General features: G+C 64.0%; 13 protein-coding genes and 1 pseudogene. 2 read left to right on the top strand and 12 right to left on the bottom strand.

The window, feature by feature from the left end:
• Nucleotide 1 precedes the first annotated feature (1 nt).
• The 3 genes from ACG873_RS19570 to ACG873_RS19580 all read right to left on the bottom strand — a co-directional run bounded on the left by ACG873_RS19570 (nucleotide 2) and on the right by ACG873_RS19580 (nucleotide 3,458).
• A complete protein-coding gene (locus tag ACG873_RS19570) occupies nucleotides 2–865 on the bottom strand; it encodes an ABC transporter permease (RefSeq protein WP_394886867.1) in 864 nt (287 codons plus the stop codon).
• Nucleotides 865–1,806, bottom strand: coding sequence for an ABC transporter permease (locus ACG873_RS19575; RefSeq protein ID WP_394886869.1), 942 nt, complete (start codon nucleotides 1,804–1,806; stop codon nucleotides 865–867). The genes ACG873_RS19570 and ACG873_RS19575 overlap by 1 nt, the downstream gene beginning before the upstream one ends.
• Before the next feature lie 110 nt (nucleotides 1,807–1,916).
• Complete coding sequence (locus ACG873_RS19580) at nucleotides 1,917–3,458, bottom strand: ABC transporter substrate-binding protein (protein ID WP_394886871.1); 1,542 nt, start codon at nucleotides 3,456–3,458, stop codon at nucleotides 1,917–1,919.
• 166 nt (nucleotides 3,459–3,624) lie between these two features.
• On the opposite strand from ACG873_RS19580, the gene ACG873_RS19585 reads away from it, so the two are divergent.
• Nucleotides 3,625–4,428, top strand: a complete 804-nt coding sequence (locus tag ACG873_RS19585; protein ID WP_394886873.1) for a potassium channel family protein — start codon at nucleotides 3,625–3,627, stop codon at nucleotides 4,426–4,428.
• Between the two features lie 28 nt (nucleotides 4,429–4,456).
• Here ACG873_RS19585 and ACG873_RS19590 read toward each other — a convergent pair whose 3' ends face one another.
• The 4 genes from ACG873_RS19590 to ACG873_RS19605 form a co-directional block, all read right to left on the bottom strand.
• Nucleotides 4,457–5,857 (bottom strand): NAD(P)(+) transhydrogenase (Re/Si-specific) subunit beta, encoded by a 1,401-nt coding sequence (locus tag ACG873_RS19590; RefSeq protein ID WP_394886875.1) that lies wholly within the window; start codon nucleotides 5,855–5,857, stop codon nucleotides 4,457–4,459.
• A 1-nt stretch (nucleotide 5,858) separates the two neighbouring features.
• Nucleotides 5,859–6,278 carry a proton-translocating transhydrogenase family protein gene (locus ACG873_RS19595; RefSeq protein ID WP_394886877.1) on the bottom strand — a complete coding sequence of 140 codons (420 nt, stop codon included), beginning with the start codon at nucleotides 6,276–6,278 and terminating at the stop codon, nucleotides 5,859–5,861.
• Nucleotides 6,278–7,627 (bottom strand): Re/Si-specific NAD(P)(+) transhydrogenase subunit alpha, encoded by a 1,350-nt coding sequence (locus tag ACG873_RS19600; RefSeq protein WP_394886879.1) that lies wholly within the window; start codon nucleotides 7,625–7,627, stop codon nucleotides 6,278–6,280. Before ACG873_RS19600 ends, ACG873_RS19595 begins: the two co-directional genes overlap by 1 nt.
• Before the next feature lie 67 nt (nucleotides 7,628–7,694).
• Nucleotides 7,695–7,943: an aa3-type cytochrome c oxidase subunit IV gene (locus ACG873_RS19605; RefSeq protein WP_394893614.1), complete on the bottom strand. Its 249-nt coding sequence runs from the start codon at nucleotides 7,941–7,943 to the stop codon at nucleotides 7,695–7,697.
• 220 nt (nucleotides 7,944–8,163) lie between these two features.
• Between ACG873_RS19605 and ACG873_RS19610 the strand changes: the two genes are divergently transcribed.
• A complete protein-coding gene (locus ACG873_RS19610) occupies nucleotides 8,164–8,886 on the top strand; it encodes a DUF2270 domain-containing protein (protein ID WP_394886880.1) in 723 nt (240 codons plus the stop codon).
• 15 nt (nucleotides 8,887–8,901) lie between these two features.
• Here ACG873_RS19610 and ACG873_RS19615 read toward each other — a convergent pair whose 3' ends face one another.
• From ACG873_RS19615 to ACG873_RS19635, 5 genes and pseudogenes are all read right to left on the bottom strand, one after another.
• Nucleotides 8,902–9,735 carry an ABC transporter ATP-binding protein gene (locus ACG873_RS19615; protein WP_394886881.1) on the bottom strand — a complete coding sequence of 278 codons (834 nt, stop codon included), beginning with the start codon at nucleotides 9,733–9,735 and terminating at the stop codon, nucleotides 8,902–8,904.
• Between the two features lie 179 nt (nucleotides 9,736–9,914).
• Nucleotides 9,915–11,229 (bottom strand): annotated as a pseudogene (locus ACG873_RS19620) (ABC transporter substrate-binding protein).
• A 126-nt stretch (nucleotides 11,230–11,355) separates the two neighbouring features.
• Entirely contained in the window at nucleotides 11,356–12,432 is a 1,077-nt protein-coding gene (locus tag ACG873_RS19625) for a branched-chain amino acid ABC transporter permease (protein ID WP_394886882.1), read from the bottom strand.
• Nucleotides 12,433–12,442: 10 nt separating this feature from the next.
• Nucleotides 12,443–13,402 carry a branched-chain amino acid ABC transporter permease gene (locus ACG873_RS19630; RefSeq protein WP_394886884.1) on the bottom strand — a complete coding sequence of 320 codons (960 nt, stop codon included), beginning with the start codon at nucleotides 13,400–13,402 and terminating at the stop codon, nucleotides 12,443–12,445.
• Entirely contained in the window at nucleotides 13,399–13,959 is a 561-nt protein-coding gene (locus ACG873_RS19635) for an NUDIX domain-containing protein (RefSeq protein WP_394893616.1), read from the bottom strand. The genes ACG873_RS19630 and ACG873_RS19635 overlap by 4 nt, the downstream gene beginning before the upstream one ends.
• Nucleotides 13,960–13,978: the final 19 nt, after the last annotated feature.

The raw sequence follows: 13,978 nt of genomic DNA on the forward strand, positions 1-13,978 counted from the left end.
TTTAGATGTCCTTCGCAAGTCGCGGGTCGAGAAGGTCGCGCAGGCCGTCGCCTACCAGCTGCAGCGACAGAACGGTGAGCACGATCGCCGCGCCCGGAAAGAACATCATCCAGCTCGCCTGGTCCATGTACTGGCGGCCGACGCTGATCATGGTGCCCCAGGTCGGCGTATCCGGCGAGATGCCGACGCCGAGAAACGACAGGCCGGCCTCGGCCAGGATCGCATTGGCGAAGATGAAGGTGCCCTGCACCAGAAGCGGCGAGGTGACGTTGCGCAGCACGTGACGCACCAGGATGACCGGCGTCGGCACGCCGAGCGCCCGCGCCGCCTCGACATAGGGCAGCTCACGGATGACCAGCGTGGAAGCGCGGATGACGCGCGCCAGCCTGGGCGCATAGACGATGCCGAGCGCAATCACGACATTGGTGGCTGACGCACCGAGCGCCGCCACCAGCGCGATGGCCAGCAGGATATCGGGAAACGCCATCATCGCGTCGATGAGGCGCGAGACCGGTTGGTCGAGCCTGCGGAAGAAGCCGGCGGTCAGGCCGAGCACGATGCCGATGACCGACGAGAACACGACGACCGCGAAGCCCACCGTGAGCGAGGTGCGGCCCGCATAGAGCATGCGGGTGAAGATGTCGCGGCCGAGATCGTCGGTACCGAACAGATGCGCCATTTCCGGCCCGTGCAGGCGACTGGCGATGGAGAGCTTCGACGGCGAATAAGGCGCGATGAACGGCGCGAGCAGCGCTGCCGCGGCGATGATCGCCAAGATGACCATGCCGATCAACGAGGTGCGCCGCCCGACCAGCCGCGACAGGATGTTCGGCTCGCTCTGCAGCGCTGGAGCAACCGCGGCCATCAGTAGCGCACCCGCGGATCGATCAGCAGATAGAGCATGTCGATGCCGAAATTCACGAGCACGTAGAGGCCGGCGATGACCAGCAGCGCACCCTGGATGACGGGATAGTCGCGCCTGAGCACCGCCGAGACGACGAGATTGCCGACGCCGGGCAGGCCGAACACCGTTTCGGTGACGACCGCGCCGGAGATCAGCAGCGCCGCGGTCAGGCCGATCACGGTCAGGATCGGGATCAGTGCATTCTTCAGCGCATGCTTCAGCACCACGCGCCATTCGCTCATGCCCTTGGAGCGCGCGGTGCGCACATAGTCGTCGTTGAGCACGTCGAGCATGGAGGCGCGGGTGAAGCGCGTGATGAGCGCGGAGCTTACGATGCCGAGCGCGAAGGCCGGCAGCACCAGATAGTGCAGGCGCTCGAAGAGCGTCGTGCCCGGCCCGCCATAGCCGGAGGTGGCGAACCAGCCGAGATGCACGGCGAAGAACTGCATCAGCAGCAGGCCGAGCCAGAAGCTCGGTACGCTGGCGGCGAACATTGCGAGCGCGGTGGCGACCTGGTCGAACGTCGAGCCGCGCCAGTAGGCCGACAATATGCCGACGGGCAGCGCGATCAGGGTGGCGATCAGCAGCGAAAAGATGGTGAGGAAGAAGGTCGGTTCGGCGCGGTCCATCAGCGCCTGGGTGACCGGTTGGCCGAGGAAGATCGACTGGCCGAAATCGGCCCGCAGCACGCCCGCGACATAGTTTGCGAACTGCTCGAGAATGGTGCCGTTCAGCCCAAGTTTCTCACGCAGTTGCTCGATGTCTTCGGCCGAGGCGTCGGGGCCGAGCATGACCGCTGCCGGGTCACCCGGCGTGACGCGCACGATGACGAACACGACGGTGACGACCAGCGCCATCACGACGAGCATGCCGAACAGGCGATTGAGGGCTGCACGCAACATGGCTGCTTGCTCGATTGTTGATCGGGGTGGATGCGGAGCGCCGGACTTTTCGGTCCGCCGCCCCGCTCTCTTCCGCGCAGTGTGGGAGGATGCGCGGCTCTGTGGAAGGGCTATTTCTTCTCGAAATAGGCATTCCAGAAATAGGGCCACGGAGCCGGAGCAACGCCCTCGAGGTCCGGCGCCTGCGCGGCCAGCGCGTTGAAGTTGCCGACTTTGAAGGCGGGGACCTCGTCATAGACGGCCTTCTGCACGGCGGCCCAGAGTTCGACGCGTCTGGCCGGATCGGCTTCGGCGTTGAATGCGCCGAGCACGGCCTTTTTAGTGTCGGAGACCCACCAGCCGGGCGAAGTGTCGGACATGATGCCGGTCAGCGACGGCTCGGGCAAGAACGGGCTGTGGGTGATGTAGATGTCCCACAGCGCCGGGTCGGCGCGGTTCTTGGTCAGCGTTGCCCACTCGACCACGTCCATCTGCACCTGGAAGCCGGCGGCCTTCAGATATTCCGCGGCGACCTGCGCCATCTTGTAGTGGAACTCGTACTGCCGGCTGGTCAGTATGCGCAGCGGCTTGGAGCCATCGTAGCCGGCTTCCTTGAGCAGGGCGGCGGCGGCTTCCGTGTCGCCGGCAGGCTTGTACGGCTCGGTGCCGGCCTCAGTGTGCCAGGCATAGCCCTCCGGATACATGGCGCCGTCGACAGCGAAGAAATCAGGCGATCCGAACGCGGCAAGCAGCATGTCCTCCGGCGCGAGCGCGGCCTGGATGGCCTTGCGGATGCGGATATCGGAGTTCAGACCCTCCTTCGTGTTCATGACGAACACCGGCCAGCCGAACGGCTTCAGCAGCACCGGCTCGGTCTTGCCCCCGGAGACACGCTCGAAAGATTCGACCGGAAGCTGGTCGACATAGGCGAACTGGCCGGCCACCGCGCCCTCGATGCGGGTATTGGGGTCGGGAACCGGCACGAAGCGGATCTCGTCGAGATACTGCTTGCGCGCGCCGCCATAACCGTCCGGCTCGCCTTCGCGCGAGACATAACCGTCGAAGCGCACAAGCTGGATGAACTGGTCGGGCTTGCGCTCCTTGAGCATGTAGGGGCCGGTGCCGACGAAGGTTGCCAGCGGCTCCTCGGCCGCATTGGCGGCGGGGATGATGATGGCGGCGGCATTGTTCAGCGAGAGCAGCGCCAGCAGCGGCGCGAACGGCTTGCCGAGCGTGATCTTGACCGAGCTGTCGTCGACGGCCTCGAGGCCGGTGATGGTCTCGGCGGCCTGCTTGCCGCGGGTCGCCACCTTCATCCAGCGCTGCAGCGAGGCGACTACGTCGGCGGAGGTCATGGGATTGCCGTCGTGGAACTTGACGCCGGCGCGGAGCGGGATCGTGTAGGTCAGCCCGTCGGCCGAAATCTGCGGCATGTCGGCGGCCAGAAGCGGCGTGACGCCCCACTTGGCGTCGAACGTGTAGAGCGTTTCGAACATATGCTGGGTGACGATGCCGACGAGATCGGCGGTCGAGGCCATCGGGTCCAGCGTCGGCGGCTCGCCGATCGTGGCGACGTCTATCACGCCGCCTTTGGCGGGTTCCGCCAGAGCCATGCCCGTGGCTGCGCACAGCGCGGCGGTGAGCGTGGCAAGTGATTGCACGAAACGCTTCATCTGTTCCTCCCTATTCCATTTTTATGGAACATATATCCTAGTTACGGATTAACTTTGCATCGAACCGCTTCCGCGTCAAGCCGGGTTTGAGTGGCCGCGCATGAACAGCCCTCGGGCCCTCCGATCGCGCTGGACGCGACCGCCGCCAAAGGGCTATCCAGCAGGAATGCAGTCTGGAAACGACGCTAGCGACGACAGCGGTTCGGCCTTCGACCGGTTCCGCGATGCCTTGCGCATCCTTTATCACGGCAGTTCGCCGGCGGCGCTCCGCTTCCAGATGGCCGTGATCCTGATCGACCTCGCCATCATCGCCTTCTTCATCGCCTCGCCGGTGCTGAGGGACCGGCCGTCATTCCTGTGGGTGGATTATTCGGTGGCGGCGCTGCTGGCCGGCGACATCGTCATGCGCGGGCTCGCCTCGTCCGATGTGCTGCGCTGGCTACGGCAGTCGACCGTGCTGGTCGACATCTTCATCCTGGTCACGCTGCTTATGCCCAACACGCTGGCCAACCTGGGCTTCCTGCGCATCCTGCGCCTGTGGTCGCTGTCGCGCAGCGGCATGCTGTGGCGGCCGCTTCGACACGCAGGCTATGCGACATGGCGCGACGCCGCCCACGCCGTGGTCAACCTCCTGACCTTCCTGTTCGTGGTCACGGGCTTCGTCTACACCTTCTTCTTTCGCGAAGGCTCCGGCATCGCCGGCTACGTCGACGCGCTGTATTTCACGGTGGCGACGGTGACCACTACGGGTTTCGGCGACATCGTGCTCCCCGGCGTCTGGGGCAAGCTCACAGCTATCGCGACTATGATCATCGGCATATCGCTGTTCGTGCGGCTGGCGCAGGCGATCTTTCGCCCGAACAAGGTGTTCTTCCCCTGCCCGGTTTGCGCGCTGCAGCGGCACGATCCCGACGCCGTGCACTGCAAGGCGTGCGGCACGCTGCTGAAGATTCCCGATCCGGGGGATTGAGGGCCGAGCGGTTAAGCGCCGGCGATGGCTACGAGTGGTCCATCGCCTTCACGATTTCTTCCGTCATCTTCTTGGCGTCACCGAGCAGCATCATCGTGCCGTCCTTGTAGAACAGCGTGTTGTCGATGCCGGCATAGCCCGAGCCAAGCGAGCGCTTGACGAAGAGGCAGGTGCGCGCCTTGTCGACGTCGAGGATCGGCATGCCGTAGATCGGCGAGTTCTTGTCATCACGCGCCGACGGGTTGGTGACGTCGTTGGCGCCGATGACATAGGCGACGTCGGCCTGCGCGAACTCGGAGTTGATGTCCTCGAGTTCGAACACTTCATCGTAGGGCACATTGGCTTCGGCCAAGAGCACGTTCATGTGGCCGGGCATGCGGCCGGCGACCGGGTGGATCGCGTACTTGACCTCGACGCCTGCGGCCTTCAGCTTGTCGGCCATTTCGCGCAGCGCGTGCTGGGCCTGCGCCACCGCCATGCCGTAGCCCGGCACGATGATGACCTTCTGCGCGTTCATCATCAGATAGGCGGCGTCGTCCGCCGAGCCTTGTTTGACCGTGCGCTCGACGCCGTCATCAGCGGCTGCCGAGGTCTCGCCGCCGAAGCCGCCAAGGATGACCGAGATGAAGGAGCGGTTCATGCCCTTGCACATGATGTAGCTGAGGATCGCGCCCGACGAGCCGACCAGCGCGCCGGTGATGATCAGCGCCAGATTGCCGAGCGTGAAGCCCAGCGCCGCCGCCGCCCAGCCCGAATAGGAGTTGAGCATGGAGACGACGACCGGCATGTCGGCGCCGCCGATCGGAACGATGAGCAGCACGCCGAGCGCCAGCGAGACGGCGACGATCAGCCAGAAGACTGCGAGGCTTTCGCTGGTGACGAGGAGCACGATCAGCACCACGAGTGCCGCGCCGAGCGCAGCGTTGATGGCGTGGCGGCCGGGCAGCATGATCGGTTTGCCCGACATGCGGCCGTCGAGTTTCAGGAAGGCGATAACCGAGCCGGTGAAGGTAATGGCACCGATGGCGACGCCGAGGCTCATTTCGACCAGCGCCTGGCTGTGAATGTCGCCGACCGTGCCGATGCCGAAACTGGTCGGCGCATACATCGCTGCCGCCGCCACCATGACAGCGGCCAGACCGACCAGGCTGTGGAACGCCGCCACGAGCTGCGGCATCGAGGTCATCGGGATGCGCCGCGCCGTGATGGCGCCCGCGCCGCCGCCGATCGCGAGACCGAGCACGATCAGCGCCAGACCGCCGGCCCCCGGCGTCGCCAGCGCCAGCGTGGTGACGATGGCGATGCCCATGCCGATCATGCCGTACATATTGCCCTGGCGGCTGGTCGTCGGATGCGACAGGCCGCGAAGCGCCAGGATGAACAGGATGCCGGAGACGAGGTAGAGGAAGGAAGCGAGGTTGGCGTTCACTTCACTTTTCCTTCTTCTTGTACATCGCGAGCATGCGTTGGGTGACGAGGAAGCCGCCGAAGATGTTGACCGAAGCGAGCGTGAGCGCGACGAAGCCGAAGCCGGTGGCAAGCCCGGAGGCCGAAATGCCAACGGCGAGCAGCGCGCCGACGACGATAACCGAGGAGATGGCGTTGGTGACGGCCATCAGCGGCGTGTGCAGCGCTGGCGTCACCGACCAGACAACATAGTAGCCGACGAAGATGGCGAGCACGAAGATCGCGAAGCGGAACACGAAGGGATCGATCACGCCGCCTGAAGCGGCATGGGCGGCGGCTGCGGCCGCATCACCGGCCGCTTCGGTGCTTTCGAGTGCCGCGCGCGCCGTGGCGACAGCCTGCTCGAGTTGGTCGAGCGCCTTTTCGAGAGCGGTCTTTTCCATCACGCGTCTCCCCTGTTCTTACCGGGCGTCACCGGCTTGGGCTTCGCCACCGCCGGCTTTTTAGCTGCGGCCGGTTTCTTCGCGGCAGGCGCCGCCTTCTTCTTCGGCGCAATGTCGAGGCCGGGCTCGGTTCCCTTGGCGGCCTTCTTGACCGCGGGGTCATCGCCGCGATTCTGGCCGGGAACGATCGGCTTCGGCGTGGCCGGTGCAGCTTCCTTGCCGGCGAAATTCGGATGCACCACGCGGCCGCCGTCGGTCAGCATCGTCGCCTTGACCAGCTCGTCGTCGCGGTTGATCGCGAGTTGCTTGGTCGACTTGTCGACCATGGTTTCGAGGAATGCGAACAGGTTGCGCGCATAGAGCAGCGAGGCCGATGCCGCCACGCGGCCGGGCACGTTCAGGTGGCCGACGATCTTGACGCCGTTGTCGAGCGTGATCACCGCCCCGGCAACCGCGCCCTCGACATTGCCGCCGCGCTCGACCGCGAGATCGACGATGACCGAGCCGGGCTTCATGGATTGCACCATGGCAGCCGAGACCAGCTTGGGCGCCGGCCGGCCGGGGATCAGCGCAGTGGTGATGACGATGTCCTGCTTGGCGATGTGCTCGGCCGTTAGCGCCGCCTGCTTGGCCTGGTATTCCTTCGACATTTCCTTGGCGTAGCCACCGGCAGTCTCTGCCGCCTTGAACTCCTCGTCCTCGACCGCCAGGAATTTCGCGCCGAGCGAGGCGACCTGCTCCTTGACGGCAGGACGCACGTCTGTGGCGGTGACGATCGCGCCCATGCGACGCGCCGTGGCGATTGCCTGCAGCCCGGCGACGCCAACGCCCATAACGAACACCTTCGCCGCCGGGACCGTGCCGGCCGCAGTCATCATCATCGGCAGGGCGCGGTCATATTCGGATGCGCCGTCGATGACCGACTGATAGCCGGCGAGATTGGCCTGCGAGGAAAGCACGTCCATGGCCTGTGCGCGGGTGATGCGCGGCATGAACTCCATCGAGAACGCGGTAATGCCGGCTTTGGCCAGCGCCGCCACCGCCTCGTCGTTGCCGTACGGATCCATGATGGCGATGACCGCCGCGCCGGACTTGTAGTTCTTCAGCTCGGCCTCAGTGGGACGGCGCACCTTGAGCACGACATCGGCCTTGGCCGCGTCCGACGCCTTGCCGATCGTGGCTCCGGCCTTGGCGAACTCATCATCGGTGATGCGCGAAGCCAAGCCCGCGCCCGCCTCGACGATCACATCCAGGCCCAGGCCGGAAAACCGCTTGACCGTGTCCGGCGAAGCCGCGACGCGGCTTTCGTTAGGGTCGATTTCCTTCGGAATGAAGACTGACTGCCCCACCGCGTGGCTCCCTTGTCGGCTCGGAATTTAACCGGCCGCGGAGAACCCGCGGCCTTGGACGAACAGATCAGGCAACGTGCTGTGGCACGCTGCGGAGCATGTAGATGCCTACGCCGCAGATGAGCAGGAACAGAACGAAACCGGAAAAAAAGCCGGCATTGGTGAAGAAGCCGAACGCCATCGACACAAGCAGGGCAAAGCAGACCAGGAAGCCGTATTTGGCGAGCAGCAGAAATCCCTGATAGGTGCGCTCGTGCTCCGAATAGTCCATCTCGGCGCCCGTTTCGAGCGGGCCGGTCGGCGAATGGTCAGCCATCAATAAACCCCTTGAAAATGCTTTCCTGCGCACATAGCGAAAACGGCGCGCAAGGGCAATGCCGCGATTACCCGTTTGGCTGCGACAAGAGTTCAGCAAGAACGCCGTATCCAGCGACGCCATTGTGCCCAAAACCTCCAATGATAAATCGATTTTGGCGGAGCGTTTCCGCGAGAACACGCGTTAAAATGGGTGCGAAGTTTCTGGTTGGGAGGCAGACATGGACGAGACTCGCGAACCACCGGGCGTGGACAACATCGCAAGATGGGATGCGCCTCCGTTTCCCACGACCTCCAGCGAGTACATAACACTCTTGGCGCATTATCACCGCGCCGAGATGGGCCGGATGGCGGGCTGGCGCGACCGCATCGACCGCACCACAAACTGGGCGATCACCGGCGTGGCGGCGATGCTTTCGCTGTCCCTGTCGTCGCCCACCTCGCATCACGGCGTGCTGCTGTTCGCCATGGTGCTGGTGCAATTGCTGCTGCTGATAGAGGCGCGGCGCTACCGGTTCTTCGACGTCTATCGCGGCCGCGTGCGCCGATTGGAGAAGCACTATTTCGCCCAGATCCTGGCGCCGCTGCCGGACCCGAGCGCGGGCTGGGCGGAAATCCTTGGTCAGGATCTGCGCAGGCCGCGATTCCTGATCCCGCTGCATGCGGCGATGTCGCGGAGGCTGAAGCGGAACTACGTGTGGATGTTTCTCATCCTGCTGCTCGCATGGGTGCTTAAGATTTCGACGCCCAAGCTGCAGGAGGAAGGGACCGCACGCGAACTGGCCTGGTCTTTCAACGAGGTCATCAGCAGCGCAGCATTCGGGCCGGTATCCGGCTGGATTATCCTGGCGGGTGTGTTGGCCTTCTATTGCTGGCTCGTTTATGCCGCGCTCAGGCCCGACGTGGAGACCGTCGAAGCGACTTACGGGGAGGTTCACGTTTGATGGACGGCGGTGGCCTCAAGCCAGCCACCTCTTCCGCCGCTTATAGTGCTTCACGTCCTTGAACGACTTGCGGCCCTCGCCGGCGACGCCGAGATAGAATTCCTTGACGTCCTCGTTTTCGCGCAGCGCGTAGGCCTCGCCGTCTAGCACGATGCGGCCCGATTCGAGGATGTAGCCGTATTTGGCGAAGCGCAGCGCGACATTGGTGTTCTGCTCGGCGAGCAGGAAGGAAACGCCCTGCTCCTCGTTCAGCTTCTTCACGATCTCGAAAATTTCTTCGACGAGCTGCGGCGCGAGCCCCATTGAAGGCTCGTCGAGCAGGATCATCTTGGGGCGGCTCATCAGCGCCCGGCCGATTGCCGTCATCTGCTGTTCGCCGCCCGAAGTGTAGCCGGCGAGGCTCGACCGGCGCACCTTGAGGCGCGGGAAATATTCGTAGACGAGGTCGAGATCGTCGCGGATCGCCGCCTTGCCGTCGCGGCGGGTGAACGCCCCCGTCATCAGATTGTCCTCGACCGAAAGATGGCCGAAGCAGTGGCGGCCCTCCATGACCTGGATGCAGCCGCGCCTGACCAGATCGTTGGGCGACAGCGCCTGGACCTCGTTGCCCTCGAACACGATCGAGCCCTTGGTGACCTCGCCGCGCTCGGCATGGAGCAGGTTGGAGATTGCCTTCAGCGTCGTCGTCTTGCCCGCGCCGTTGGCGCCGAGCAGCGCGGTGATGCCGCCCTGCGGCACGGTCAGCGAAACGCCCTTCAGGACGAGGATGACGTGATCGTAGATCACCTCGATGTTGTTGACCGAGAGGATGGGGGTGGCGAGCGCGATGGCGGGGTCCGGGCCATTCATCTGGATGCTTCCCTGCTGAGTAGGCGCTGCGTTGCGGCAGCTATCCTTCTCCCCGTTTGCGGGGAGAAGATGCCGGCAGGCAGATGAGGGGCGGCGTTAACTTTGCAAATGTTGTCGCTGCCCCTCATCCGGCCCTTCGGGCCACCTTCTCCCCGTGAACAGGGAGAAGGAAGAAAGTGCTACATCTTGCACTCGTCGTTCATCGGCCACGGCGCATTGGCCTCGGCGTATTTCTTCGCCTCGGCCTCGACCAGCGGCCCGATCACGCCCTGGTCCGCCTTCAAAAGGTCGGAGACCTTGACGAACTTCGCGCCGTCCCATTGCAGCATCCAAGCGCCGGCATGGCCGGTGTGGTCGGCGCATGAGGTCGAGAATGGCGGGACCATGCCGGTCATGCCGAGTTCGGCGAGCTTGGCGTCGTCCAGCTTGAGATTTTCAAAACCCCAGCGAAGCTGTTCGGCGTTCACCACCTTGGTGTCAAAGTTGGCCTGCGCGGCCTTGATCGCCTCGACCGTGAACATCGAGATCAGCACACCGCGCTGGTAGAACACCCAGTCGGACTCGCCTTCGCCGATCAGCGACTGCCCCTTGTCGATGACGTGCTTCTTGATGTCCTGCATGACGGGCGCATCCGGGACCGGCACGCTCCACGATATGGCGCGGTAGCCCTTGCCGGCCTCGCCGACGCTTTTCATGTCGCCGTCATGGGCCGACCACCAGATACCGATGAACTTGTCCATCGGGAATTTGGTCTTGGCGGCTTCGGTGAGCGCGCCGGCGTTCATTGCACCCCAGCCCCACATCAGCACGAAGTCGGGGCGCTCGCGCCGGATCTGCAGCCATTGCGCCGACTGGTTCTGCATTTCCTTCACGCCGACCGGGATCGGCAGGAAGGTGAAGCCGTGCTTCTCGGCGAGCGTCTGGATGAGCGGGATCGGCTCCTTGCCGTAGGGCGCGTCGAGGTGCAGGAGCACGATCTTCTTGCCCTTGAGATTGTCGAGATTACCTTCCGAGACGTGGTTCAGGATCATCGACGCGCCGTCCCAGTAGGACGCCGGGGGGTTGAAGGCCCATTTGAACACCTTGCCGTCGGCCATGGGCGAGAAGCCGTAGCCTGGCGCCAGGATCGGGATCTTGTCGACGTTCGACCTCGGCAGCACCTGCAGCGTGATGCCCGTCGACCATGGCTGGGTGATGATGCCGGTCGCCTTGGTCTTTTCGTAGCACTCGACGCCTTTTTTCGGTGTTGTAGCCCGTCTCGCACTCCTCGTAGCCGAGCTTGACGCCGTTGACGCCGCCGTCGCGCTCGTTGAGCATCATCATGTAGTCGCGCTGGCCGTTCATCAGCGGAATGCCGGTGGCCGCGAAAGGCCCGGTGCGGTAGCTCAGATTGGGCAGGCTGACCGCGTCCTGCGCGAGCGCAGCCGGAGCGGCAAGCGCGGTTCCCGCGGCGAGCACAGCGCAAAGCAGGGTCGACTTCAGAAGTTTCTTCATTTCATTTCCTCCACTTGTTCGTTTCTCCGTTACGGATCGGGCGAACCAACCCCGTATTCCATCGGCCGGCTTTCTGATCGACCATGATCTTATCCGAAACCGTTCCACTTTTCGGGATCATGGTTCCTAATGCGGGAACGGCCACATGATCAGTTTCTCCCTTATGATGGCCCAGAACCGCGCGAGACCGTGTGGCTCGACGATCAGGAACATGATGATCAGCCCGCCGATGATCATGGTGTTCAAATGCTCGGCCGTCGAAGAGCTGATCGGAATGCCGAAGGCGGCCGGCAGCGTGCCGATGATCACCGGCAGCGCCACGATCAGGATCGCGCCGAGATAATTGCCGAGGATCGAGCCGAGCCCGCCGATGATGGCGATGAACAGCACCCGGAACGACAGCGGTATGTCGAACAGGATCGGCTCGGCAGCACCCCGCCACAGGAACACGAACAGCGCACCCGCAATGCCAACGATGTAGGACGAGACGGCGAAGGCCGAGAGCTTGGCCTTCATCAGATTGATGCCGACGAGTTCGGCCGCGATGTCCATGTCTCGCACCGCCTTCCACACGCGCCCGATGCGGCCGCGCGTGATGTTGATGGCGAACCAGGTGATCAGGCAGACGACGCAGAGCACGAAATAATACTGCACGATCGACCTGGCGTTCGGGCCGGCGACCGGCACGCCGAACATCTCGATGGTCGGCACCTGGATCGCGCCCGACGAATTGTAGTTGTAGAGCCATGCCCATTTCTCGAACAGCCAGACCAGGAAAAACTGCGCCGCAAGCGTGGCGATGGCGAGATAGAAGCCCTTGATCCGGAGCGACGGCAGGCCGAAGGCGACGCCGACAGCGGCCGAGAAGAAGCCGGAAAGCGCGATGGCGACGAGGATGTTCAGTTCCGGGAAGATCGTGATCAGCTTGTAGCAGGCATAGGCGCCGACGCCCATGAAGGCGCCGGTGCCGAGCGAAAGCTGCCCGGCATAGCCGGTGAGGATGTTGAGGCCGAGCGCCGCCAGCGCATAGATCAGCACCGGGACCAGCAGCGCCTTGAACGCGAACTCGCTGGCCGTCATCGGAAAGACCACGAACGCCATGACGAGAATGAACGCGAGCAGCCATGCATCCTGCTTGACCGGGAAAAGCGCGTGGTCGGCGGCGTAGCTGGTTTTGAACTGCCCGGCTGTGCGGTAGAGCATGGTTTCCCCCTCACACCCGCTCGATGATCTTTTCGCCGAACAGGCCCTGCGGCCGGAACAGAAGCACGATGAGCGCAAACACGAAGGCGAACCAGGTTTCGGTATTGCCGCCGAGCAGCGGCTGGCCCCAGTAGATCTCGAACAGTTTTTCGAGCACCCCGATGGCGAGGCCGCCGATAATGGCGCCGAGCACCGATTCCAGACCGCCCAGCATCAGCACCGGCAGGGCCTTGAAGGCGATCACTTCCAGCGCGAAGGAGACGCCGGCGCGGGCTCCCCACACGATTCCGGTGGCTAGCGCGATGACGCCGGCGATGAACCAGACCAGCACCCAGATTGTCGACAGCGAGATGCCGACAGACAGCGCCGCCTGGTGGTCGTCGCCGAGCGCGCGGATGGCGCGGCCCATTTTCGACTTGTTGAGGAACAGGATGAGCCCGGCGACCAGAAGGATAGCGCCGACGACCGCCGTCAGGTCCTTCTGCTCGATCGATACGAAGCCGCCGAACGGCTCGAACGTGAAGCTGCCGGTTGGGATATAGAGCTGTTCGGTGATCATCACCTTGTTTTCGCCGCCGAAGATGATCTCGCCGAAGCCGATCAGGAACAGCGTTATGCCGATTGTGGCCATGAACAGGATAATGTCGGGCTGGTTGACCAGCGGCCGCAGCACCACCCGCTCGATGGCGACGGCGAGGACGAACATGACGGCGAGCGTCAGCGGCACCGCAAGCAGCGCCGGCACGCCCTTTTCATGGAGGCCTACCAGCGTCAGCGCCGCGAACACCACCATGATGCCCTGCGCGAAATTGAAGATACGCGAGGATTTGTAGATCAGCACGAAGCCGAGCGCGATCAGTGCGTAGAGCACGCCGGCGACCAGCCCTTCCCACAGCACCTGGATCAGAAAATCCGGCGCTCCGATCATGTCCTGGAACGGTTTGACGAAAATGCCTTCGACCAGGTTCATAGGATACCCTGCAGGCGTACGTGATAAAGCAGCAGTATGGTCTTGGCGTCGCGTATTTCGCCGCTCGCCACCATCGCGAGCGCACGGTCGAAGCCGATTTCCATAACCTCGATGTTTTCGTTCTCGCCCTCGGCGCCGCCGCCATTGGTCGGGCGGTCCGAGGGATCGTATTCGGCCAGGAAGAAGTGCAGCCGCTCGGTGACCGATCCGGGACTCATGAAGATGTCGAAGACCGGCTCGACGTTGCCGATGCGATAGCCGGTTTCCTCGGCCACCTCACGGCGGATCGCGTCGCCCGGACTGTCGTCGTCGAGCAGACCCGCCGGCGCTTCGATCACCTGGCCGTCGGTCACGCCGTTCAGGAAGGCAGGAAGCCGGAACTGCCTCGTCAGCACGACGCTCCGGCGGGCGCGGTTATAGAGCAGGATCGTCGCTCCGTTGCCGCGGTCATAGGCCTCGCGCATCTGCCGCTGCCACGAGCCGTCGGCGAGGCGCAGATCGAAATCGTAGCGGTTGAGGTGATACCAGTTGTTCGACAGCGGCTTCACTTCATGCATGCGCACGCCGCTCTCCTCC

Source organism: Allomesorhizobium aridi, from assembly GCF_043769475.1.
Taxonomy (GTDB): domain Bacteria; phylum Pseudomonadota; class Alphaproteobacteria; order Rhizobiales; family Rhizobiaceae; genus Allomesorhizobium.